We start from the raw sequence: 22580 nt of genomic DNA on the forward strand, positions 1-22580 counted from the left end.
AGCGATGAACAAGGCACGCCGAAACCCGCTGAATACCGCCGCGATGCACGGGGCGCTGATCCTTTACACGCTGATCGCCCTGTTCCCGGTCTTTGTGATCCTGATCAACAGTTTCAAATCCCGCAGGGCGATCTTTCGCGAGCCACTGGCCCTGCCAAATGCCGACAGTTTCTCCATGATTGGCTACGAGACGGTGATGAAGCAGGGGGATTTCTTCCTCTACTTCCAGAACTCGATGATCGTCACCGTGGCGTCGCTGTTCTTTATCCTGCTGTTCGGGGCCATGGCGGCCTATGCGCTGTCGGAGTACCAGTTCAAAGGCAACCTGCTGATGGGTCTGTATCTGGCGCTGGGGATTATGATCCCGATCCGCATCGGCACCGTAGCGATCCTTGAGATGATGGTGGCCACCGGGTTGGTGAACACGCTCTGGGCATTGATCCTTGTTTATACGGCGCAGGGGCTGCCGCTGGCGGTGTTTATCCTGTCCGAGTTTATGCGGCAGGTCAGTGACGATCTGAAGAACGCAGGCCGCATCGACGGGCTGTCGGAATACACGATCTTTTTCCGGCTGGTGCTGCCTCTGGTCCGGCCCGCGATGGCGACCGTGGCCGTGTTCAACATGATCCCGATCTGGAATGACCTCTGGTTCCCGCTGATCCTTGCGCCCGCCGAAGAAACCAAAACGCTGACACTGGGCAGTCAGGTCTTTATCGGTCAATTCGTCACCGACTGGAACGCTGTTCTGTCGGCGCTGTCGATGGCGATCCTGCCGGTGCTGGTGCTCTATGTCATATTCTCGCGCCAGCTGATCCGCGGTATCACATCCGGAGCTGTCAAATGACCCGTGTTCTGATCGCTGGCCTTGGCAATATGGGGCTCAGCCACGCGCTGGCCCATCACCACCACCCCGACGCGCAGATCGTGGGGCTGGTGAATCGGTCCGGCCGCGTGGATCACCCCGAACTGGGCCAATACCCTGCCTATTCGGATTTTCACACCGCACTGGCGGAGACCAATCCCGATCTGGTGGTCATCGCCACCTATTCCGACAGCCACGCCGACTATGCCTGCGCCGCGATGGAGGCCGGCGCGCATGTTTTCGTGGAAAAACCGCTGGCCACCAACGTGGCCGATGCGCGGCGGGTGGTTGAAACCGCCTCAAGGCTGAACCGCAAACTGGTCGTAGGCTATATCCTGCGTCACCATCCTTCATGGGTGCGCCTGATCGCCGAAGCGCGCGATCTGGGCGGGCCTTATGTGTTCCGCCTGAACCTGAACCAGCAATCCTCGGGGGCGGAGTGGGAGACGCATAAGGCGCTGATGCAGACGACTTCGCCCATCGTCGATTGCGGCGTGCATTATGTGGATGTGATGTGTCAGATCACCGATGCGCAGCCAGTCCGCGTGCACGGCATGGGCCTGCGCCTGTCCGATGAGATCGCCGAGGACATGTATAATTACGGCCAGTTTCAGGTGATCTTCGACGATGGCTCGGTCGGCTGGTACGAGGCCGGATGGGGCCCGATGATGTCCGAAACCGCGTTTTTCGTGAAAGACATCGTCTCGCCCAACGGATCGGTCTCGATCACTGACGGCAACAAGGGCGCGTCAGCGGATATCGACGGCCACACAAAGGTCGGCGGGCTGCTGATTCACACCCCCGACGGCGACCGCACGGTCGAGATGCCCGATGAGCCCGGCCATCAGGAACTGTGTGACGCCGAACAAGCCTATATGCTGCGCGCCATCGTGGACGATATCGACCTGACGCGTCATATGAATGACGCTGTTCAATCCCTTGCCATTTGTCTGGCCGCCGATGAAAGCATCCGCTCCGGCCAGCCCGTTTCCCTGCAGGAACCCGCATCATGACCGCTCTGACCCTGACCAATGTGAACAAGTCCTTTGGCGATGTGCATGTCCTGAAAGACATCACGCTTGAAGTTGAAGAAGGTGAGTTCGTCGTCTTCGTCGGCCCCTCGGGCTGTGGCAAGTCCACCCTGCTGCGCGTGATTGCGGGGTTGGAGGATGCGTCCTCGGGCGAGATCAATATCGACGGCCAACAGGTCAATCTGGTGCCGCCGTCGAAACGCGGGATCGCGATGGTGTTTCAAAGCTACGCGCTTTACCCCCACTTGAACGTGCGCGGGAACATGACGCTTGCACTGAAACAGGAAAAGCAACCCAAGGCGGTGATCGAGGAGCGGGTTGCCACCGCCAGCCGGATGTTAAACCTTGAGGACTATCTGGACCGCTACCCCTCCGAGCTGTCCGGCGGCCAGCGCCAGCGCGTTGCCATCGGTCGGGCCATCGTGCGCGAGCCGAAACTGTTCCTGTTTGACGAGCCTCTCTCGAACCTCGACGCCGCCTTGCGGATGAACACGCGGATCGAAATCGCCAACCTGCACCGCGCGCTGGATGCCTCAATGATCTATGTCACCCATGACCAGACCGAGGCGATGACGCTGGCCGACAAGATCGTGGTTCTGCGCGACGGGCGGGTGGAGCAGACCGGCACCCCGATGGAGTTGTATAACAACCCCGTCAACCAGTTCGTTGCGGGCTTCCTTGGATCGCCGTCGATGAATTTCCTGCCCGAAAAATTGCTGGGGGATGGTCAGAACACGATCGGCATCCGCCCCGAAGACCTGTTCCTGTCCGATGACGGCCCACTGGCCGCACGGGTCAGTCACGTGGAAAAACTGGGCGGAGATACCAATGTCATCGCAAAAATACACGACCACGCGGTAACGGCACGGCTGTTCGGCCAGCACGCGATTTCCGAGGGGCAGGAGCTGCGCTTTGCCTATGCCACTGACAAGGCCTATCGGTTCGACCCGGCGGGTCGGCGTTTGCGTTAAAGGTCGCGGGCGTCCGGGTTTTTGCCCGCGTCACTTTGAATCGCTGTACGGATTTCCCTACTTTCTGACCGTGGGGCCTTTCACCTCGTCCAAAACCGTGAAATTTCGGAAATCGGGCTTATCTTCGTTGTTAGCACCCTGTCACAATGAAGCTCTAAATGCGTTTCACCCACTTTTTCAGACGGCCAGGAGCTATTCATGAAAAACGCTGACCCTACCACTCTGTCCGCCGACGACTGGGACGAGTTGCACTTCCCCCGCCCCGAGGAAAACGATTTTGACCGCATTGTCGAACGCGCCATTTCACGGCGTGGTTTCATGGGCGGTGTGCTGGCTTTTGGTTCGGGCGCTGCGGCCATGGGCGCGGGCCTGATGGGGTCCACTTCGGCGCAGGCACAAACCACCTCGCGCTTTGTGTTCACTCCGATAGCCGCGCAGACCGATGGCACCGTGCACGTACCGGAAGGGTATGAATGGAAAATGCTGATGCGCTGGGGCGACCCGCTGTTTTCCGACGCGGACGGTTATGATCTGACCGACGGTGGAGCGGTCGAGAAATCTGACCGCGTGTTTGGTGAAAACACCGACGGGATGGAGATCTTTTCGTTCCAGGGTCACGAGCTGATCGCGATCAACCACGAATTCCCGAACCGAAATATCAACCTGCCCGCCGCGCAGAACGGCGTTCCGGTCAATGCCGGCGACGTTCTGAAGATGCAGAACCTGCAGGGCGTCACCGTGATGGAAATCACCGAAGGTCCGGACGGCTGGTCAGTTGTCAAAGACAGCCCCTTCAACCGCCGCATCCACCACAATACGCCCATGAAGATCGTCGGCCCCGCAGCCGGTCATGACCTCCTGAAGACCGGGGCCGACCCGACCGGCACCGCCTCGCTGGGGACCATGAACAACTGTGGTGCGGGCAAGACGCCGTGGGGCACTTACCTGACCTGCGAGGAAAACTTTAACGGTTATTTCGGCTCGTCCGACGAAAACGCGACCTATGACCAGAAGGTCGCGGATGGCATGGCCCGGTATGGCATCTCGACCGCAAGCTGGAACGGATACGAATTCTTCGACCCGCGGTTCGACACCTCGAAAAACCCGAACGAGCCGCACCGCGCCGGTTGGATTGTGGAAATCGACCCGACCAAGCCCGACAGCACACCGGTCAAGCACACCGGCCTGGGCCGCTTCAAGCACGAAAACGCCGAGGTGGCGCTGGCCGCCGATGGTCGCGTGGTCGTCTATATGGGCGATGATGAGCGGGGCGAGTACCTGTACAAGTTCGTTTCGGACGGCACCTATCAGCCGGGCGGCGAGACCGAGAGCCTGTTGAATGACGGCACGCTTTTTGTGGCCAAGTTCAACGAGGACACAACCGGTGAATGGCTGCCGCTGACGCCGGAAACCACCGGCATGGACAAGGCCGAAATCTGCATCTTCACCCGTATGGCGGCGTCCAAGGCGGGCGGCACCACCATGGATCGTCCGGAATGGGTTGCCTCCAGCCCGGTCGCGGTCGAGGCCTATTGCTGCCTGACCAACAACAAGAACCGCGGCGTCAAGCCGAATGCCGGTGGTGACGATACTTCGGTCAACGGACCAAACCCGCGCGAGGCCAACAAATACGGCCAGATCGTGCGCTGGCGTCCGGCCAATGACGATCACGCAGCCGAAGCCTTCGACTGGGATTTGTATGTCATGGCCGGGAACCCGACCGTGCATACGGACGCTTATGCAGGTTCGCCGAATGTGAACGCGGGTAACCTGTTCAACTCGCCCGACGGCATGGTCATCGACTCGACCGGTCTGATCTGGATCCAAACCGACGGCAATGACAACAACGAGGAAGATTTCGCAGGTCACGGCAACAACCAGATGTTGGTTGGTGACCCGGCTACTGGTGAAATAGCACGCTTCATGACCGGCCCAAACGGCTGTGAGGTCACCGGTCTGGCCTGGTCCAGCGACCTGCGCACCATGTTTGTCGGCATTCAGCATCCGGGCAGAAACTGGCCTGATGGCGGAACGCCACGGTCTTCGGTGATTACGATCAAGCGCGCCGACAACGGGCTGATTGGTTAAGTCATAAGCCCCCCGGTCTTGCCGGTGCGGGGGGCGCTTTCCGTCAGATATCCTGACCCGGCGGCTCCAGTGGCCCTCCCGGAGCCAATAGATGGCGTTCCGAAAGCCAAGGGTTCAGGTCCAGCGCGTGGTTTAAAGCCTCCCGCGCCTCATCCAATCTTTGCAATCCCAACAACGTCAATGCGCGCCCGCTGATCGCGGCCACATGGTTTGGCGACAGCTCTATCGCCCTGTCCAGATCGGGCAAGGCGGCTTCGAAATCCTGCCCAAGATAAAACGCAAAGGCGCGCTGGTTGTACCCTTCGGCGTAAGACGGGCAGTAAGCGATCAACTTGTCAAACTCCTCAATCGCACCCAACAAATCCGAGGCCCTGAGACGCGCCATTCCCCGATCCAGCGTGGCTTGCGCGCTTTGGTCCGGCGCGTCTGTCCAGAACTCCCACAACTGGCCTGACAAGGCACGGGCGGCCTGTTCGGTCTCGGCCTGCTGGATTTGCGCAATCACCCCGCTGACATCGGCGCTGTGATCCGGCGCAACGGGGCAGTCCGCCGCCTGAACGGCCGTGGACGTGAATAGTACGAGGCAAGCAACAGAGATCTGGTTCATGATCCAATGGTGAGGCCACCGGACCGTTCGTCAACCCATCCCTTCGATGGCCCCGGAAACGCCGGTCTCTTTCACCGCCTCCATCGCAACGAAGGTCGAGGTATTCGCCACATGCGGCAGGGACGAGATTTTCTCGGCCAGAACCGCGCGGTATTCCGACATCGAGCCCGTACGGATTTTCAGCAGATAGTCGAAATTCGACGCGATCATATGGGCTTGTTCGATCTCGGCCACCTTGCGGACTGCCGCGTTGAACTCGGCCAGGGCCTTCTCACGGGTGTCGGTCAGACGCACCTCGACAAAGGCGACATGATCCAGCCCAAGGCGGATCGGATCCAGCAGGGCGCGGTATCCGGTGATGATCCCTTCGGCCTCAAGCCTTTTCACACGGGCTTGCGTCGGGGACTTTGACAGCCCGATGCGCCGCGCCAGATCAGCGACCGAGATACGCCCGTCCTCGGCCAGAATCGTCAGGATCGACCGGTCAAACCGGTCCAGATCAAGGCGGTTCGTTTGCATCGCAACTCCTCTGGAATTCAGATCATTTGCCCTCTGAAATCACAAATTAAGGCGATTGTCCCGAAAAATCGACGTTATACTCTCCAAAAGCCCGGAGGATACATGACACACAGCCTGCGCACCCATATTGACGGCCAGACCTATGCCGATCAGTCCGAAATACTGGATACCCTGATCGCACAGGCAAAGCTGAGCGAACCCGACCGCGCCGCGATCTGTGCCGCTGCGGCCCAGTTGGTGCGCGACATCCGGTCCAGCACCTCGCCCGGCATGATGGAAGTCTTCCTTGCCGAATACGGCCTGTCCACCGACGAAGGCGTCGCGCTGATGTGTCTGGCCGAGGCGCTGTTGCGGGTGCCCGACGCCGAAACCATCGACGCACTGATCGAGGACAAGATCGCACCGTCCGATTGGGGCAAACATCTGGGCCAGTCGTCCTCGTCGCTGGTCAATGCGTCGACCTGGGCGCTGATGCTGACGGGCAAGGTTCTGGACGAGGGCAAAACCTCTCCGGTCAGCGCCCTGCGTGGCGCGATCAAACGTCTGGGTGAACCGGTGATCCGCACCGCCGTGGGCCGCGCTATGAAAGAGATGGGGCGGCAATTCGTTCTGGGCGAAACCATCCAATCCGCCATGGACCGCGCCCGCGGGATGGAGGACAAGGGCTACACCTATTCCTACGATATGCTGGGTGAGGCCGCCCGAACCGAAGCCGATGCCGCGCGCTATCACCTGTCCTATTCCCGCGCCATTGCAGCCATTGCGGACGCCTGCCCTCATGACGACATCCGCGCGAATCCCGGAATTTCCGTGAAATTGTCGGCGCTTCATCCGCGCTATGAAATCGCGCAGGAACAGCGGGTGATGGAGGAACTTACGCCCCGCTTGCGCGCCCTGTGCCTGCTGGCCAAGGCCGCCGGAATGGGGCTGAACGTGGACGCCGAAGAAGCCGACCGTCTGTCGCTGTCCCTGCAGGTGATCGAAGAAGTGATGGCCGAGCCCGCTCTGGCCGGGTGGGACGGGTTCGGGATCGTGGTGCAGGCTTACGGCCCGCGCGCCGGGATCGTGCTGGATACGCTCTATGAGATGGCCGAACGCCACGATCGGAAGCTGATGGTGCGGCTGGTCAAGGGGGCCTATTGGGATACCGAAATCAAGCGCGCGCAGGTCGAGGGCGTCGATGGCTTTCCCGTGTTCACCCGCAAGGCGGCAACCGATATTTCGTACATCGCCAATGCCCGCAAACTGCTCGGCATGACCGACCGGATTTACCCGCAATTCGCCACCCACAACGCCCATACGGTCAGTGCGATCCTGCATATGGCCGAGGATCAGCCGTTCGAATTCCAACGCCTGCACGGCATGGGCGAAACCCTGCACCAGATCGTCAAGGATCAAAGCAAGACGCGCTGCCGGATTTACGCACCGGTGGGCGCACACCGGGACCTTCTGGCCTATCTCGTACGGCGCCTGCTGGAAAACGGCGCGAACTCCTCGTTCGTGAACCAGATCGTGGATGAAGCCGTGCCACCGGAAGAGGTGGCCGCTGACCCCTTCGCCACCATTCACGAGCCGAAATCCCCTCTGCCAACCGGCCCCGAGCTGTTTCAGCCGGAGCGTCCGAATTCGAAAGGATTCGATCTGCAGCACACGCCGACGCTCGACCAGATCGACGCGGCCCGGGACGCATTCCGCGCCCATCACTGGTATGCGCAACCGCTGTTGTCCGAAGAGGCACAGCCGGATGAGGATCAGCCCGTCATCAACCCCGCCCAACCACAAGACCGGCCCGGTTTGGTTGCCCCAGCAAGCGCGCGGGATGTGGAACTGGCCTTGGCCTCGGCCTGCCCGTGGCAGGCAAACGCTGAAGATCGGGCACGCATCCTGAACGCCGCCGCTGATTTGTATGAAGTGCATTTTGGCGAACTGTTCGCCCTGTTGGCCCGCGAGGCTGGCAAGTCCATACCCGACGCAGTGGCCGAGCTGCGCGAGGCGGTGGATTTCCTGCGCTACTATGCGGCCAACATCCCGCAGGCGGAACCTGCGGGGACATTCACCTGCATCAGCCCGTGGAACTTTCCGCTGGCAATCTTCACCGGCCAGATTTCCGCGGCCCTGGCCACCGGCAACGCCGTTCTGGCCAAGCCCGCGCCACAGACCCCTCTGATCGCGCATCGGGCCGTGCAATTGCTGCACGAGGCTGGCGTACCCCGCGACGTGCTGCAATTGCTACCGGGCGGTCCATCCGTTGGGGCCGCGCTGACCTCGGACCCGCGCGTGTCGGGGGTGGCGTTCACCGGCTCGACCGCGACAGCGTTGAAAATCCGTGCAGCCATGGCAGACAACCTGCGGCCGGGCACGCCCCTGATCGCGGAAACCGGCGGGCTGAATGCGATGATCGTGGACAGCACCGCTCTGCCCGAACAGGCCGTTCAATCCATTATCGAAAGCGCGTTTCAGTCGGCGGGGCAGCGGTGTTCTGCCCTGCGCTGCCTATACGTGCAGGAAGATATTGCCGACGATCTGCTGACCATGCTGACCGGCGCGATGGAGGCGTTGCAGGTCGGGGACCCATGGATGCTGACCACCGATTGCGGCCCGGTGATTGATCAGGACGCGTGGCAGGGCATTGCGGATCACGTCGCGCAGGCGCGCAGCGAGGGGCGGGTTCTGAAGGAACTGGCCACACCGCCCGAGGGCACCTTCATTGCCCCCACCCTGATCGAACTGCCAGGCATTGCGGCGCTGGAACGCGAGGTCTTTGGCCCCGTGCTGCATGTGGCCCGCTTCAAAGCATCCGAGATTGATCAGGTCATCGCCGATATCAACGCCACCGGCTATGGGCTGACCTTTGGCCTGCACACCCGTATCGACGACCGCGTGCAGCACATCACCGAGGCCATCCATGCGGGCAACATCTACGTCAACCGCAACCAGATCGGAGCCATCGTCGGCTCTCAGCCCTTTGGCGGCGAAGGTTTGTCGGGCACCGGACCCAAAGCGGGCGGGTCGAACTATATGGCACGTTTCTGCGCGCCGGATCGTCAGACCAGCAAGGCCGAATGGGAAACCACCATGGGTGACCTGCCCGCCCCGCAGGGCCGGCCCGCCGCCACCCGCACCCAATCCCTGCCCGGCCCGACCGGAGAATCCAACCGGCTGAGCGAAACCCCTCGTGCGCCCCTGCTGTGCATGGGGCCGGGGGCGGAGGCGGCGCAAGCACAGGCCGAGGCTGTCAAAGCTCTAGGTGGCACGGCGATCCGCGCAACCGGAATGGTTGACCTGCACCGGCTGGAAAATGCTGCCGGATTCTCGGGCGTGCTCTGGTGGGGGAACGATGACACCGCACGCGAGATCGAACGCCACCTGGCCCGCCGCGATGGCCCGATTCTGCCGCTGATCCCCGGCCAGCCAGACCGCGCGCGCGTGTTGGGCGAGCGTCACGTCTGCGTCGACACCACCGCTGCGGGCGGCAACGCGGCGTTGTTGGGAGGTGCGGCGTAACCGGACCTTGACGCTGGGCCGGGAAAAGCCCAGCGTCGCCACATGTTTCCGATCCGCGACCATAACCCTTCGGGGCGCACGCCATATGTCGTCTACCTTCTGATGGCGGCCAATATCCTGATTTTCCTCAGCTATGTGGGGATCATGAGCAACGATCAGCTCATGAACCGGTTCTATTTCGACTACGCGGTCATCCCGACGCGGATCACCGACGGGTTTGCGCTGGAAACGCTTGTAACCTCGATGTTCCTGCACGGCGGCTGGATGCATCTGGCGGGCAACATGCTGTTTCTGTGGATCTTCGGGGACAACCTCGAAGACGAGATGGGTCACCTGCCCTTCCTGCTGTTCTATCTGGTCGCCGGCGTGGGCGCGGGCCTGATTCATGTCGTCACGGCCCCGGACTCGGTTGTGCCGACCATCGGTGCATCCGGTGCAATCGCCGGGGTCATGGGGGGCTACCTTCTGCTGTTCCCCAAGGCCCGTGTGGATGTCCTGCTGATCCTGATCGTCTATTTTCGGGTCTTCACGATTCCGGCCTTCATCATGCTGGGCATCTGGCTGGGCCTTCAGTTCATGGGCAGCCTCGCCAGCAACCCGGACGAAGGCGGCGTTGCCTATTGGGCGCATACGGGCGGGTTCCTTGTCGGCCTGATCCTGTGCATCCCGCTTTGGCTGAAACGCGGCGGGACAGCATATTGGAACCGCACCCACGGCCATCCGCCCCATCCCGAGCACAAATACAAGCTGTCGCAATCCCGCATTCCACGCGTCCCGCGCAAATAGAGGTCAACCCTCAGTCTGATCCGGCATCCGACCGCCACTGAGGCGCGTGATTTCCTGCGCGGCATCTCTGACCAGAGCACCAAGCTCCGGTGCCCTGTGCGCGTGGAAACGGACAGACGGCCCCGAGACGGAAACCCCCGCACAAGGTTCGGCGCGGTCGTTGTAGATGGCGGCGCCTATGCAGGACATGCCTTCGTACCGTTCCTCGTGGTCATACGACCACCCCCGGGCGCGGGTCTTGTCCAAATCCGCCATCAGGTCCGATCCGGGCGTCAGCGTGTGGTCCGTAAAACGTTCCGGATCGACAGAACCGAGGGCTTTGCTGGCCGCATCCGGGTTCATCGCAGCCAGTATCGCCTTGCCCGTGCCCGACGCATACATCGGCGTGCGCGCACCGGGCGGAAAGAAGGCCCGGATCGGGTTCAGCGTTTCGACCTGACCGACAAAAACCACCTCGGCGCCATCCGGCACCGCCAGATTGGCGGTCTCGCCACTCTCCTGCATCAGACGCCGCAGGATCGGACGACCGATCTCAATCACACTGTTACGACGCAGGAAAGAGGCTCCGGTCCGGTAGGCCTCGATCCCGATCATCCATTCCTGCCGCTCGTCATCGAAGGTGGCGAACCCGTGCTTCTGCAAGGTGGCCAGAATTCGGTGCGTGGTCGCCGTCGGCACGCCCACTTCGCGCGCCAGATCGCTGAGCGCGGCGCGTTCCATCCGCGCCACGGTGGTCAGAACGCCAAGCGCCCGATCCAGTGACTGCATGGTCCCGGCCGAGCTTTCCTTGAACAGCGATTTCGGCCGACCGCGCTGCCTTTTCTGAGTCTCCATCTTGGGCGCTCTCCTCTGCTCTCAACGTTTTTTTCGAAATCTCCATTTTCAACCTCGGAAATTGAAAAACGGAAAAGCCATCTAATTCATGTGCTTATCAATTTAATTGCAAAAATGAAAATATTTTTCAAGAAAATTGCACGCGCGGGCAGTTTCCCCGACACTGATTTCCATCTTGGAGGAATTTAGTGATGTCCACTCAGAACCCCGTTTTCATACCCGGCCCGACAAACATCCCGGATCGCCTGCGACTGGCGATGCAGGTTCAGACACAGGACCACCGCGCGCCGGATTTTGTCGAGACTTTTGCCCCGGTACTCGACGAGTCCAAAAAGGTGTTCGGGACAGCATCGGGTCAGGTGATCACCTTTCCCGCCAGTGGAACCGGCGGGTGGGAAGCGGCAGTGACCAATACGCTCAGCCCCGGTGATGCGGTTCTGGTGGCCCGCTATGGCATGTTCAGCCATCGCTGGATCGACCTGTGTCAGCGGCATGGGCTGGACGTGCGTATCATCGAATGCCCGTGGGGCAGCGGAGCACCGGCGGACAAGTTCGCCGAAGCGTTGGACGCTGACAAAAACCACGAGATCAAGGCGGTTCTGGTGACACATAACGAGACCGCCACCGGGGTGCGCTCAGACATTGCGGCGGTGCGCAAAGCTATGGATGCCAGCGCCCACCGGGCGATGCTGTTCGTGGATTGCGTCAGCTCTCTGGCCTCGATGCCGTTTGAGTTCGATGCCTGGGGCGTTGATATCGCCGTGTCGGGTTCGCAAAAGGGCTTCATGCTGGCGACCGGCATGGCGATCCTGTGCGTCAGTCCCAAGGCGCTGGCGGCGATGGAGGCGGCCAAACTGCCGCGCACTTTCTTCGACTTCCGCGACATGACGGATGCCAACGCCTCGGGCGGCTTTCCCTATACCCCGCCGCTGCAACTGATCTACGGGATGCGCGAAGCCCTGAAGATGCTGTTCGAGGAAGGGCTGGACGATGTTTATGCCCGCCATTTCCGGCTGGCCGAAGGCGTGCGTAAGGCCACCGCCGCCTGGGGGCTGGATCTGGTGGCACAGTCGCCCGATCTCTACTCGGACACGGTCAGCGCGATCTATGTGCCCGAGGGCTTCGACAGCAATGCCCTGACCGATCATGCCTTCAACGCCTATGGCGTCAGCTTTGGCATCGGGCTGGGTGAGATGAACGGCAAGGCCTTCCGCATCGGCCATCTGGGCAGCCTGACGGATGTGATGGTGCTGTCCGGCCTCGCCACGATCGAAATGGCAATGGCCGATTTGGATTACCCGATCGAGCTGGGCAGCGGTGTCGCGGCGGCGCAGGAGTTCTTTCGCGCAGGCCACGCCAACCCGATGCAATCCGCGGCGTAAGGGGGTCAATATGCTTGACGACATGATCACAGCCGATTGCCTGACCCTTGCCGACATGCACGAGGCGCATGAGCGGATCAAACCGCATATCAACCGTACCCCGGTGCTGCGGTCGGATTATCTGGATGATCTGACCGGCGCGCAGCTTTTCTTCAAATGCGAGAACTTTCAGGAGGCCGGAGCTTTCAAGGTGCGCGGCGCCTGCAACGCGGTCTTCGGCCTGAATGACGAGGCCGCCGAGCGCGGGGTCTGCACTCATTCTTCTGGCAACCACGCGCTGAGCCTGTCGTATGCCGCCGGTCGCCGGGGCATTCCCTGCAACGTGGTGATGCCGCGCACGGCGCCACAAGCCAAAAAGGACGCGGTGCGCCGCTATGGCGGGATCATCACAGAATGCGAGCCCTCGACCACCTCGCGCGAGGCGGTTTTTGCCGAGGTGCAGGAAAGCACGGGCGGCGAGTTCGTGCATCCCTATAACGACCCGCGCGTGATCGCGGGGCAAGCGACTTGCTCGGCGGAACTGTTGGAACAGACCAGCGGGTTGGACGCGGTGGTCGCCCCTATCGGCGGCGGCGGCATGATCTCGGGCACCTGCCTGACCCTGTCGAATCTGGCGCCCGAGGTGCAGATCCATGCCGCCGAACCGGAACAGGCCGACGATGCCTATCGCAGCTTCAAGGCCGGTCATATCATCGCCGATGACGCGCCGGTCACCATCGCCGACGGGCTGAAAGTGCCGCTGAAAGAGAACACCTGGCACTTTGTCTCGAACTTCGTGACCGACATCCACACCGCCGGCGAAGACGAGATCATCGCCGCGATGAAGACCATCTGGAAGCACCTGCGCATCGTGATGGAACCCAGCAGCGCGGTGCCGCTGGCGACGATCCTGAAGCACCCCGAGGTGTTCAGTGGAAAGCGCGTCGGCGTGATCATCACCGGCGGCAATTTGGATCTGGACAAACTGCCCTGGACTTTGGGTTGAGGAGGAAAACATGAACAAGCCCGCAAACATCAACCAACTTGAGGTCGGCTTCGACATCCCCGCCGCCATCGGCATGGACGCGTCCGAGATACAGACACCGGCTCTGGTGCTGGATCTGGATGCGCTGGAGCGCAACATCAAGAAGATGGGCGATTACGCCAAGGCCCACGGCATGCGCCACCGGGTGCATGGCAAGATGCACAAATCCGTCGATGTGGCCAAGCTGCAGGTCGAACTGGGTGGAGCATGCGGCATCTGCTGCCAGAAAGTCTCTGAGGCCGAGGTCTTTGCGCGTGGCGGCATCAAGGATGTGCTTGTATCCAATCAGGTGCGCGATCCCGCCAAGATAGACCGGCTGGCGCGCATGCCCAAGCTGGGCGCACGGACGATCTGCTGTGTCGATGACATCGACAATGTGGCCGATCTGTCCGAGACCGCACAACGCCACGGCACCCAGATCGAATGTCTGGTCGAAATCGATTGTGGTGCGGGCCGCTGCGGCGTGACCACCACCCCCGAAGTGATCGCCATCTCCAAGGCCATCGACGCGGCTCCGGGGCTGAAGTTTGCGGGCATCCAGGCCTATCAGGGCGCGATGCAGCACATGGACCTGTACGAGGATCGAAAGGCCAAGATCGACATCGCTGTGGCGCAGGTGAAAGACGCTGTGGACGGTTTGAAGGCTGAAGGGCTGGTCTGTGATATTGTCGGCGGTGGCGGCACCGGGTCTTATTACTTCGAGAGCACCTCGGGCGTGTATAACGAACTGCAATGCGGCTCTTACGCCTTCATGGATGCCGATTATGGCCGCATCCTTGATGAAAACGGCAACCGTATCGACCGGGGGGAATGGGAGAACGCCTTTTTCATCCTCACCAGCGTCATGAGTCACGCTAAAGCCGACAAGGCCATTGTAGACGCAGGTCTCAAGGCCCAATCCGTAGACAGCGGCTTGCCAGTGGTCTTTGGCCGCACGGATGTGGAATACGTCAAATGTTCGGATTAGCATGGCGTCGTGGCCGACCCGGATGGCGCTCTCAAGGTCAATGACAAGCTGCATCTGGTGCCCGGCCACTGTGACCCGACCGCCAATGTGCATGACTGGTATGTAGGCGTGCGCAACGGCAAGGTTGAAACTCTCTGGCCCGTCTCCGCGCGCGGCAAGGCGTTCTGAGCGGGGGAAAGGATCATGAAAGATATGACGGACAAACCTTTGCTGATCGTCGGAGAGGAGCTGTGCCAGAAACTGGTCGGCCGTGCCGAAGCATTCGACGCGGTACAGGACGTCTTTGCCGCCATGGCGCGCGGCGACGCCTATAACTTCCCGGTCATCCGCGAAGCCATTGGCTATGCTGATGCGCTTTACGGCTTCAAGTCCGGCTTTGACCGCGCGGGTCAGGTGCTGGGCGTCAAGTCCGGCGGCTACTGGCCGGGGAACACAGAGAAAGGGCTGACCAATCACCAATCCACCGTTTTTCTGTTCGACCCCGATACCGGGCGGCTGTCGGCGCTTGTCGGCGGCAACTACCTGACCGCCGTGCGCACGGCTGCGTCCTCGGCGGTGTCGATCGCCCATCTGGCGCGCAAGGACGCCAAGGTGCTGGGCATGGTCGGCGCGGGTCATCAATCCACTTTCCAGCTGCGCGCCGCTGCCGAGCAGCGCGACTTCGAGAAGGTGGTAGCCTGGAACCCCCACCCCGAGATGCTGCCCCGTCTGGGCGCGGTCGCGGCCGAGCTGGGCCTGGACTTCGAGGCCGTCACACAGGAGGAACTGGGCGCACAGGCGGACGTTATCATCACCATCACCTCAGCCTTCGAACCGCTGCTGATGAGGGATTGGATCAGACCCGGCACCCATCTGGCCTGCATGGGTACCGACACCAAGGGCAAGCAAGAGGTCGAGGCGGCACTGGTGGCCCACGCGACTGTCTTCACCGACGAGGTCGCCCAGTCCATCTCTCTCGGCGAGGCGCAGCACGCGGTTGCTGACGGGAGGTTGACCGAAGATCAGATCACCCCCATCGGCGCCGTCATCAACCGCGACCATCCGGGGCGGAGATCAGACGAAGAAATCACCCTCTTCGACGGAACGGGCGTTGGCCTGCAAGACCTCGCCGTGGCATCTGTCGCCGCGAAACTCGCGGACGAGGCCGGCCTGGCTGAACGCGCGGTCCTGTAAAACGAAAAAGCGCGCCTCGAACGGGGCGCGCTTGCTTAATCGGTATATCAGGTGATTAGCCCCGGATCACCTTGGCAAACTGGTCAAAGATCGGTTCGTTCGAACAGATCACCTCACCATCCTCCAGCACGCTGCCTTCGGGATTCAGGGCCTGCACAAAGCCACCCGCCTCTTTCACGATGATAATCCCGGCAGCCACATCCCAGGCGTTCAAACGACGTTCCCAGAACCCTTCGTAGCGGCCAGCAGCCACATAAGCCATGTCCAGCGCTGCTGCGCCCCAGCGGCGCACGCCAGCGCAGGCAGGCATCAGACGGGCCAAATCCTGCAGCGTTGCAGGCAGATCAGAACGGCCACCAAAGGGCAGCCCGGTCGAAAAGATCGACTCGATCATGCGGTGACGGCCCGAGACACGGATGCGGGTATCGTTCATCCACGCGCCTTCACCCTTTTCGGCAAAGAACATCTCGTCCTTGGCGGCGTCATAGATAACACCGGCGACGATCTTGCCCTTGTGCTCCAGCGCGATCGAGATTGCCCAGTGCGGCAGGCCGTGCAGGAAGTTGGTGGTACCGTCCAGCGGGTCCACGATCCAGCGGCGGGTCGGGTCCTCGCCGGCGATGGTGCCGCCCTCTTCGGCCAACCAGCCATAGGTCGGACGCGCGCCCAGCAGCTCCTCTTTCAGGATCTCCTCGGCTGCAATATCGGCCTTGGAGACAAAGTCGCCCGCGCCTTTCATCGACACCTGAAGGTTCTCGACTTCACGAAAATCCTTGACCAATGAACGCCCCGCTTTGCGCGCGGCCTTGATCATGATGTTGAGGTTTGCACTGCCAACCATTGTCCAAAGGCTCCTGTCCGGTCAAACCGCGCGTATACTGGGGCAACGCGCCCTTGCCAAGAGGAATGATGCGCATAACAGACCCGCGTTTCGCGCTTATTGTGACTGCAGCTTGCGCGCCTCGGTTCCGGCCAGTTCGATCAGTTCCTGCACATAGGGTTTTTCCAGGTCTTCGGTGCGGACCGCAGCGTAAAGCCTGCGGGTGATCCCATCCTTGGTCAGCGGGCGGGTGACGTAGTCCGAGTTATACTTCACCTCACGCACGACCCAATCGGGCAACACAGACACACCGCGGTTCGACGCCACCAACAGAAGGATCACAGCGGTCAGTTCGACCTGTCGGATCACAGCCGGTTCGACCCGCGCAGGGATCAGCAACTGGCTGAAGATGTCCAGACGTGTACGTTCGACCGGATAAGTAATCAGGGTCTGCCCCCGGAAATCCTCGGCCTCGATGTAATCCTTCTGCGCCAGCGGGTGTGACGACGCCGCCACGAAAACCGCGTCATAGTCGAACAGCTCGATGAACTCGACGCCCGGCAGGTCTTCGGGGTCGGATGAGACAACCAGATCGACCTCTTCCTTCTGCAACGCGGGCAAGGCGTCGAACGCCAGACCCGGACGAATATCGACATCCACATCGCCCCAGGATTTGCGGAACGATTCCAACACCGGGAACAGCCACTCGAAACAGGCATGGCATTCGATGGCGATATGCATCCGGCCCGTGCGCCCGTCACGCAGGGATGAAAACTCCTGTTGCGTCGCCTCGACCTGCGGCAGGATCTGTTCCGCCAGCCGCAACAGGCGCAGCCCTGCTGCCGACAGCTTCATCGGCTTGGACCGGCGCAGGAACAGTTCGACCCCGGCCTGATCCTCCAAACCCTTGATCTGATGGCTTAAGGCCGACTGCGTGATGTTCAGCTGGTCCGCCGCACGGGCCAGCCCGCCGCATTCATGGATGGCCTTGATCGTACGCAGGTGCCGGAATTCGATGTGCATTGAAATGAGACTCATGTTGTTCTTGAGTAATATGAGTTTGTCTCACAATGCGGGAACTGGCACAAGGGGCTCAGATTGGACCTGTGAGGCAGATATGACGACACCTGAGATTTCATTCGAGTTCTTCCCGCCGCAAACGCTCGAGGCGTCGTTCCGCCTTTGGGATACGGTTCAAACCTTGGCACCGCTTGAGCCACGCTTTGTCTCGGTCACCTATGGCGCTGGCGGCACCACGCGCGAGTTGACGCGCGATGCGGTGACGACGCTGCACAAATCGTCCGGCCTGCCGGTCGCCGCGCATCTGACCTGCGTTGATGCCTCGCGTCAGGAAACGCTGGAAATCGCCGACACTTTCGCACGTGCCGGGGTTGAAAACATCGTCGCCTTGCGTGGCGACCCGCCCAAAGGTCACGACCGCTTCACGCCCCACCCCGACGGGTTTGCCAATTCAGTCGAACTGATCGAAGCCTTGTCCGAAACCGAAATGTTCAGCATCCGCGTCGGCGCTTATCCCGACAAGCACCCAGAAGCACAGGATTTCTCGGCGGATGTGGACTGGCTCAAGGCCAAGCTGGACGCCGGCGCGGACGAAGCGCTGACCCAGTTCTTCTTTGAGGCCGAAACGTTTTTCCGCTTCCGCGATGCTTGTGAAAAGGCCGGTATCGACAAGCCCATCGTGCCCGGCATCCTGCCGATCGAGAACTGGAAAGGCGCCCGCAAATTCGCCCGCCGCTGCGGGACACATATCCCTGACTGGATCGAACACGCCTTTGAAAAGGCGATTCGCGATGATCGGGAGGATCTGCTGGCCACCGCTCTGTGCACCGAACTGTGTTCCGACCTGATTGAGGGCGGCGTGGACAAGCTGCATTTCTACACGCTGAACCGGCCCGAACTGACCCGCGATGTGTGCTTTGCACTGGGCATCACACCGCGGGCCGAGCTGCAGAACGTCGCCTGAACCTTCCCGTTGGTCACTTTCGCCCGAAGCCTGCAAAGGCTCCGGGCTTTTTCGTTTGTTTGACGCGTGTTTTGGTGGCTACAGCATATGCGTGGACAATAATCTTCCCTTGGGTCAACTGTCCCCTGATATGCAATAAATTTCCGCTAAAATTTGACAAAACCCCGCGCCTCTTCAAACTGAGGTTGTTGTGTTTGTTTAATGAGTTGATTTGGGAATGGAGCCTGTCGAAAAGATAAATGCACGCGCTGACGCGCTGGCGGCTCTGGGATTAGACCAGACAGCAAGGTCCGACGATATTCGGGATGCCTGGCGCCACATTGCATTTCATGCTCACCCCGATCACAGAAACGGCGACTGTACCCATTTCGCCCGTGCCAAAGAGGCATACGACTTTTTGCGCCGCGAGGGTCTGACCACCAAAGGGAAAACTGCCGGCACGCCCCGACGACCGAAGCTGCGCAAACGTGTGATCGAACTGGAAACCACCGATATCGACGCCTGCCGCATGTTGCTGAACACCGCACTGGCGCACAGCCCGGACGGTGACGGACCAAACCCGGATTCTCAGGGCAATTCCGATGCGGACCATGTCCCCGATGCGGTTGGGTTCTATGGCCGCCACCTGACCTATTTCGTTCCGACCCCGGTTCAGGAAGGATCGAACCGTGTGGCGCTGCCGACCTCGTTCCTGGCTTCGGCCCGACGAATGGAAACCGAAGTGCTGAGCTTTCAATCCAAGGATACCGGTGCAGGCGAGGTTATGATCCCGGAAACGATCACGGCTCGCAAATTCCCCGGCGCCAAAAGCGTACGCATCAAGTTCGACGCAGATCAGCAGATGCGCGACGATTTCTGGCTGGCGGGCTGACAGTGAAAAAACCCGGCCTGGTAAGAGCCGGGTTTGTTCTTGCCGCGTAGCGGTTTAGTTCGCGACCGGGCCTTCCGAGGTAAATTTGGGGATCACGCTGGTCGATGCGGCATCAGCCTCGATTCCCGGCCAGTTACCTTCGGCCAGATTGATGTTGCCGGGGATATCCTCTTCGAAGAAACCAACAACAACATCGGTGATGTTCAGATACAGCTTGTCGTCAACGATGCGCCACAGGTTCGGGTTCGCCGGAACCTTGCCGCCCCGCGACACACCGTAGGCGCAGTGCCCGTCATAGGCAGGGGCGTAGTAAGCCGGGTTTTCAAGGAACTTGTCGCGGTTTTCTTCGGTCGAGAACGCCCAGGTCGCGCCGTTATAGTCCGCCGTGATATCCGCATGACCCCGCACCGCCTCGGGCTGGGACTGGCCGACCGGTGCCTGATCCAGATTGCGGTAGGCAACCACGTCATAACCCGACACGGCAAACCCAGTGCCGTCCACATACTGATCCCCGGCAAAAGCGGGAACGGCAAGGGTCAGAGCAGTCACAAGAGTCAGGGCAAAGCGTTTCATATGGTCAATCCTTTTGTCCTTTGGGTTTGGCGTTGCTGAAAGAATAGGTATTTTCGCCCCGATGGGCAGTCCCGCTCGCGCCGCTGTGAGGTCGGATGAAGAAACGTGAGAGGTTCGACCCCGTTTGTTACAAAACCTCTTTGACATCCGGGGTTGGACTCGGGGCTTTGCAACATTAGCTGTTGTGGCGGACGGACAATTCACCCGAACTTTGCTGAGAAAGACAACAGATGACCGAGCAATCCCCATATACGCCCCCCAAAGTCTGGACCTGGGACAGCGAAAGCGGCGGCCAGTTTGCCAATATCAACCGCCCCATCGCCGGTGCCACCCACGACAAGGACCTGCCGGTCGGGCGCCATCCCCTGCAGCTCTACTCCTTGGCGACCCCCAATGGCGTCAAAGTCACCGTGATGCTCGAGGAACTGCTGGCGCTGGGTCACGAAGGCGCCGAGTATAATGCCTGGCTGATCAATATCGGCGACGGTGACCAGTTCGGCTCGGGCTTTGTCGAGGCGAACCCGAACTCGAAAATCCCCGCGCTTTGGGATCGCTCGGGCGGCGCGCCTGTGCGCGTGTTCGAAAGCGCCTCGATCCTGTTCCATTTGGCCGAGAAGTTCGACGCCTTCCTACCGCAATCCGGCCCCGAGCGTACCGAGGTGATGAACTGGGTCTTTTGGCAGATGGGCAGCGCGCCGTATCTGGGCGGCGGGTTCGGTCATTTCTACGCCTACGCGCCCGAGAAATGGGAATACCCGATCAACCGTTTCGCCATGGAGGCCAAGCGCCAGCTGGACGTTCTGGACCGTCAACTGGCCGAGAGCACCTATGTCGCAGGCGAAGACTATACCATCGCCGACATGGCAATCTGGCCCTGGTACGGTCAGTTGGTTCTGGGGCGTCTCTACAGCGCGGCCGAGTTCCTGGATGTCGAATCCTATAAAAACGTGATGCGTTGGGCCAAGGCCGTCGATGCGCGCCCTGCCGTTCAGCGCGGCCGCATGGTCAACCGCGCGTTTGGTGAGCCGCATACGCAGCTGCACGAGCGCCACGACGCCAGCGACTTTGAAACCCGCACGCAGGACAAGTTGGAAGCTGCAGCGGAATAGCAACGCATGGCCCCGCGACCTGACGGTTCGCGGGGTCTGCTTATTTCAGCACTGGCGGCTTATCCGGGTCACTGCCCGGTGTGATGTGTTGAACAACCCTTTGTTCGGGCTGCGGCAGATCGAACTTCAGACCAACCCGCGCCAAGGCGGCTGCAGCAGCGTCATGTGGGCTGAAAAACCCGACATCCATCGCCCCAGCCTCAATCCCGGAAAAAGTCAGCGCCTCAGAAGCCGCTTTGGCCAGTGCAGGCTCAGCCCCCTCAACCGCGCCGACAAAGCCCAGCAGATGCCCCGCGCCCCCATCCTCTGATTTGGTTCCGACCAGAAACGCGGCCTCGGCTAGGCCTGCGGCTGTGGCCAGCTTTGCGTCCAACGCTTTCAACAAGTCATCCGGCAGGCCGGTCGGAGGCAGGAACTCGGCCAAGCGTTGCTGCACCTCTTCCGGTGCGTGTTCCAAAGTGGTGGCCAACCAGCCCAGCGCCTCGGCCGGGATCAGCATCGAGGACGGCGCGACCTCAAGGTTCAGCCCCAGACCGATCCCCTGCCCCGCCAGCATCCCGGACAAAACCCGCCCCGAAAGCGCGACATAGGGTACCGGGCGCTCTGCGAAACGGGCCAGCCGGTCCTCGCGGTCGAAGGCCAGAACGAACCGGCCATCGGCCACGTCGAACAGCTCCGGCGTGATATTTTCATCCTGCGCTTCTTCAGCCAAAAGCAGGAACAACTCGCTGTCGGCAAGCCGTTCAAAGAAACGCAGCCGCGCCGCGTCGTCCTGCGGGTTGGCCTCCATCGCGGCGTGTGCGGCATCAAGGGCGGTCGTGTCAGTCATTCAGAACCTCTTGCACCCGTGCGCGCAGAACCGGCAGCAGCTCGGCCTCGAACCACGGGTTTTTCTTCAACCATGCCGTATTGCGCCAGGACGGATGAGGCAAGGGAAAGACCTGCGGCGCATGGTCTTGCCAGCCCCGTACCGTGTCCGTCACCGAACCGCGCGCGCCAAGGTGGTACTTATGCGCATGTCCGCCCACCAGAACGGTCAGCGGCACTTGCCCCAGTTCGTCCATCACCCGATTGTGCCATGTCCGCCCGCAGATCGGCGGTGGCGGCAGATCGGCCTTGCGCGCGTTGTATCCCGGAAAACAGAACGCCATCGGAACGATCGACACGCGGGCGCGGTCGTAGAAAACGGCCTCATCAATCCCCAGCCAGTCGCGCAGGCGATCACCCGACGGGTCGGTGAACGGACGACCCGAGGCATGAACCCGCGCACCCGGCGCCTGCCCCGCGACCAGCAACGGCGTGCCGTTCCGAAACCAGACCACCGGGCGCGGTTCATGCGCCGTCTGCGTGGCCCGAAATCTGTCTGCGCAGATACGGCAGGCTTCAATCTCTTTCTGCAGTGAATTCATCGGATCGCAAGTTTTCCTGCATCAAACTGGTTGACGGTCGAAGTGAAAGATAGTCAACGCGTTGCG

At 61.1% G+C, this 22580-nt stretch carries 20 protein-coding genes and 2 pseudogenes; 14 read left to right on the forward strand and 8 right to left on the reverse strand.

Annotated features, from left to right (window positions below; translation table 11 throughout):
• Window positions 1–4: 4 nt before the first annotated feature.
• From ACR0DO_RS03775 to ACR0DO_RS03790, 4 genes are all read left to right on the forward strand, one after another.
• Window positions 5–844 (forward strand): carbohydrate ABC transporter permease, encoded by an 840-nt coding sequence (locus ACR0DO_RS03775; protein ID WP_480556794.1) that lies wholly within the window; start codon window positions 5–7, stop codon window positions 842–844.
• A complete protein-coding gene (locus ACR0DO_RS03780; RefSeq protein WP_480556795.1) occupies window positions 841–1875 on the forward strand; it encodes a Gfo/Idh/MocA family protein in 1035 nt (344 codons plus the stop codon). Before ACR0DO_RS03775 ends, ACR0DO_RS03780 begins: the two co-directional genes overlap by 4 nt.
• On the forward strand, window positions 1872–2864 hold the full coding sequence (locus ACR0DO_RS03785; protein ID WP_480556796.1) for an ABC transporter ATP-binding protein: 993 nt from the start codon (window positions 1872–1874) through the stop codon (window positions 2862–2864). Before ACR0DO_RS03780 ends, ACR0DO_RS03785 begins: the two co-directional genes overlap by 4 nt.
• 198 nt (window positions 2865–3062) lie before the next feature.
• Window positions 3063–4952, forward strand: a complete 1890-nt coding sequence (locus tag ACR0DO_RS03790; protein WP_480556797.1) for a PhoX family protein — start codon at window positions 3063–3065, stop codon at window positions 4950–4952.
• 43 nt (window positions 4953–4995) lie between these two features.
• On the opposite strand, the gene ACR0DO_RS03795 is transcribed toward ACR0DO_RS03790, so the two are convergent.
• Both ACR0DO_RS03795 and ACR0DO_RS03800 read right to left on the reverse strand, forming a co-directional pair.
• A complete protein-coding gene (locus tag ACR0DO_RS03795; RefSeq protein WP_480556798.1) occupies window positions 4996–5559 on the reverse strand; it encodes a tetratricopeptide repeat protein in 564 nt (187 codons plus the stop codon).
• Window positions 5560–5589: 30 nt separating this feature from the next.
• Window positions 5590–6078 carry an Lrp/AsnC family transcriptional regulator gene (locus ACR0DO_RS03800; protein WP_480556799.1) on the reverse strand — a complete coding sequence of 163 codons (489 nt, stop codon included), beginning with the start codon at window positions 6076–6078 and terminating at the stop codon, window positions 5590–5592.
• Between the two features lie 102 nt (window positions 6079–6180).
• Here ACR0DO_RS03800 and putA point away from each other — a divergent pair, with 102 nt between their 5' ends.
• Window positions 6181–9582: a bifunctional proline dehydrogenase/L-glutamate gamma-semialdehyde dehydrogenase PutA gene (putA, locus tag ACR0DO_RS03805; protein ID WP_480556800.1), complete on the forward strand. Its 3402-nt coding sequence runs from the start codon at window positions 6181–6183 to the stop codon at window positions 9580–9582.
• 42 nt (window positions 9583–9624) lie between these two features.
• Window positions 9625–10368, forward strand: coding sequence for a rhomboid family intramembrane serine protease (locus ACR0DO_RS03810; protein ID WP_480556801.1), 744 nt, complete (start codon window positions 9625–9627; stop codon window positions 10366–10368).
• Window positions 10369–10371: 3 nt separating this feature from the next.
• Here ACR0DO_RS03810 and ACR0DO_RS03815 read toward each other — a convergent pair whose 3' ends face one another.
• Entirely contained in the window at window positions 10372–11202 is an 831-nt protein-coding gene (locus tag ACR0DO_RS03815; RefSeq protein WP_480556802.1) for an IclR family transcriptional regulator, read from the reverse strand.
• 191 nt (window positions 11203–11393) lie between these two features.
• Here ACR0DO_RS03815 and bhcA point away from each other — a divergent pair, with 191 nt between their 5' ends.
• From bhcA to bhcD, 4 genes and pseudogenes are all read left to right on the forward strand, one after another.
• The gene (gene bhcA, locus ACR0DO_RS03820; protein WP_480556803.1) at window positions 11394–12584 is read left to right on the forward strand and encodes an L-aspartate--glyoxylate aminotransferase BhcA; all 1191 of its coding nucleotides are present in this window, start codon (window positions 11394–11396) and stop codon (window positions 12582–12584) included.
• A gap of 10 nt (window positions 12585–12594) precedes the next feature.
• On the forward strand, window positions 12595–13569 hold the full coding sequence (gene bhcB, locus ACR0DO_RS03825) for a beta-hydroxyaspartate dehydratase BhcB (RefSeq protein ID WP_480556804.1): 975 nt from the start codon (window positions 12595–12597) through the stop codon (window positions 13567–13569).
• A gap of 10 nt (window positions 13570–13579) precedes the next feature.
• A pseudogene (bhcC, locus tag ACR0DO_RS03830) lies at window positions 13580–14743 on the forward strand (3-hydroxy-D-aspartate aldolase BhcC).
• A 39-nt stretch (window positions 14744–14782) separates the two neighbouring features.
• The gene (bhcD, locus tag ACR0DO_RS03835) at window positions 14783–15748 is read left to right on the forward strand and encodes an iminosuccinate reductase BhcD (RefSeq protein WP_480556970.1); all 966 of its coding nucleotides are present in this window, start codon (window positions 14783–14785) and stop codon (window positions 15746–15748) included.
• 55 nt (window positions 15749–15803) lie between these two features.
• Here the strand turns inward: bhcD and ACR0DO_RS03840 are convergent, their stop codons facing one another.
• Window positions 15804–16589, reverse strand: a complete 786-nt coding sequence (locus tag ACR0DO_RS03840) for an inositol monophosphatase family protein (RefSeq protein WP_170440918.1) — start codon at window positions 16587–16589, stop codon at window positions 15804–15806.
• A 96-nt stretch (window positions 16590–16685) separates the two neighbouring features.
• Window positions 16686–17591, reverse strand: coding sequence for a LysR family transcriptional regulator (locus ACR0DO_RS03845; RefSeq protein WP_480556971.1), 906 nt, complete (start codon window positions 17589–17591; stop codon window positions 16686–16688).
• Window positions 17592–17685: 94 nt separating this feature from the next.
• Here ACR0DO_RS03845 and metF point away from each other — a divergent pair, with 94 nt between their 5' ends.
• From metF to ACR0DO_RS03860, 3 genes and pseudogenes are all read left to right on the forward strand, one after another.
• Window positions 17686–18552 (forward strand): methylenetetrahydrofolate reductase [NAD(P)H], encoded by an 867-nt coding sequence (gene metF / locus ACR0DO_RS03850; protein ID WP_170440913.1) that lies wholly within the window; start codon window positions 17686–17688, stop codon window positions 18550–18552.
• A 217-nt stretch (window positions 18553–18769) separates the two neighbouring features.
• Window positions 18770–18946, forward strand: a pseudogene (locus ACR0DO_RS03855) (DnaJ domain-containing protein); the annotation flags it as partial.
• A 75-nt stretch (window positions 18947–19021) separates the two neighbouring features.
• Window positions 19022–19423 (forward strand): hypothetical protein, encoded by a 402-nt coding sequence (locus ACR0DO_RS03860; protein ID WP_480556975.1) that lies wholly within the window; start codon window positions 19022–19024, stop codon window positions 19421–19423.
• A gap of 54 nt (window positions 19424–19477) precedes the next feature.
• Here ACR0DO_RS03860 and ACR0DO_RS03865 read toward each other — a convergent pair whose 3' ends face one another.
• Window positions 19478–19996, reverse strand: a complete 519-nt coding sequence (locus ACR0DO_RS03865) for a YHS domain-containing (seleno)protein (RefSeq protein ID WP_170440909.1) — start codon at window positions 19994–19996, stop codon at window positions 19478–19480.
• 230 nt (window positions 19997–20226) lie between these two features.
• Here ACR0DO_RS03865 and yghU point away from each other — a divergent pair, with 230 nt between their 5' ends.
• The gene (yghU, locus tag ACR0DO_RS03870; protein WP_480556805.1) at window positions 20227–21105 is read left to right on the forward strand and encodes a glutathione-dependent disulfide-bond oxidoreductase; all 879 of its coding nucleotides are present in this window, start codon (window positions 20227–20229) and stop codon (window positions 21103–21105) included.
• A 40-nt stretch (window positions 21106–21145) separates the two neighbouring features.
• Here yghU and ACR0DO_RS03875 read toward each other — a convergent pair whose 3' ends face one another.
• Together ACR0DO_RS03875 and ACR0DO_RS03880 are read right to left on the reverse strand one after the other, a co-directional pair.
• Window positions 21146–21934, reverse strand: a complete 789-nt coding sequence (locus ACR0DO_RS03875; protein ID WP_480556806.1) for an SseB family protein — start codon at window positions 21932–21934, stop codon at window positions 21146–21148.
• Window positions 21927–22514, reverse strand: coding sequence for a uracil-DNA glycosylase family protein (locus ACR0DO_RS03880; RefSeq protein WP_480556807.1), 588 nt, complete (start codon window positions 22512–22514; stop codon window positions 21927–21929). Before ACR0DO_RS03880 ends, ACR0DO_RS03875 begins: the two co-directional genes overlap by 8 nt.
• Window positions 22515–22580: the final 66 nt, after the last annotated feature.

Source organism: Ruegeria sp. AM9 (assembly GCF_056540565.1).

Bases quoted from the DNA above. Each gene is read 5' to 3' on its own strand.
- ACR0DO_RS03800 (WP_480556799.1), bottom strand. From the start codon at position 6,078: ATGCAAACGAACCGCCTTGATCTGGACCGGTTTGACCGGTCGATCCTG.
- ACR0DO_RS03780 (WP_480556795.1), top strand. From the start codon at position 841: ATGACCCGTGTTCTGATCGCTGGCCTTGGCAATATGGGGCTCAGCCAC.
- ACR0DO_RS03795 (WP_480556798.1), bottom strand. From the start codon at position 5,559: ATGAACCAGATCTCTGTTGCTTGCCTCGTACTATTCACGTCCACGGCC.
- ACR0DO_RS03865 (WP_170440909.1), bottom strand. From the start codon at position 19,996: ATGAAACGCTTTGCCCTGACTCTTGTGACTGCTCTGACCCTTGCCGTT.
- ACR0DO_RS03875 (WP_480556806.1), bottom strand. From the start codon at position 21,934: ATGACTGACACGACCGCCCTTGATGCCGCACACGCCGCGATGGAGGCC.
- metF (WP_170440913.1), top strand. From the start codon at position 17,686: ATGACGACACCTGAGATTTCATTCGAGTTCTTCCCGCCGCAAACGCTC.
- bhcB (WP_480556804.1), top strand. From the start codon at position 12,595: ATGCTTGACGACATGATCACAGCCGATTGCCTGACCCTTGCCGACATG.
- bhcA (WP_480556803.1), top strand. From the start codon at position 11,394: ATGTCCACTCAGAACCCCGTTTTCATACCCGGCCCGACAAACATCCCG.
- ACR0DO_RS03775 (WP_480556794.1), top strand. From the start codon at position 5: ATGAACAAGGCACGCCGAAACCCGCTGAATACCGCCGCGATGCACGGG.
- ACR0DO_RS03790 (WP_480556797.1), top strand. From the start codon at position 3,063: ATGAAAAACGCTGACCCTACCACTCTGTCCGCCGACGACTGGGACGAG.
- ACR0DO_RS03810 (WP_480556801.1), top strand. From the start codon at position 9,625: ATGTTTCCGATCCGCGACCATAACCCTTCGGGGCGCACGCCATATGTC.
- ACR0DO_RS03845 (WP_480556971.1), bottom strand. From the start codon at position 17,591: ATGCACATCGAATTCCGGCACCTGCGTACGATCAAGGCCATCCATGAA.
- ACR0DO_RS03840 (WP_170440918.1), bottom strand. From the start codon at position 16,589: ATGGTTGGCAGTGCAAACCTCAACATCATGATCAAGGCCGCGCGCAAA.
- putA (WP_480556800.1), top strand. From the start codon at position 6,181: ATGACACACAGCCTGCGCACCCATATTGACGGCCAGACCTATGCCGAT.
- ACR0DO_RS03815 (WP_480556802.1), bottom strand. From the start codon at position 11,202: ATGGAGACTCAGAAAAGGCAGCGCGGTCGGCCGAAATCGCTGTTCAAG.
- ACR0DO_RS03785 (WP_480556796.1), top strand. From the start codon at position 1,872: ATGACCGCTCTGACCCTGACCAATGTGAACAAGTCCTTTGGCGATGTG.
- ACR0DO_RS03880 (WP_480556807.1), bottom strand. From the start codon at position 22,514: ATGAATTCACTGCAGAAAGAGATTGAAGCCTGCCGTATCTGCGCAGAC.
- yghU (WP_480556805.1), top strand. From the start codon at position 20,227: ATGACCGAGCAATCCCCATATACGCCCCCCAAAGTCTGGACCTGGGAC.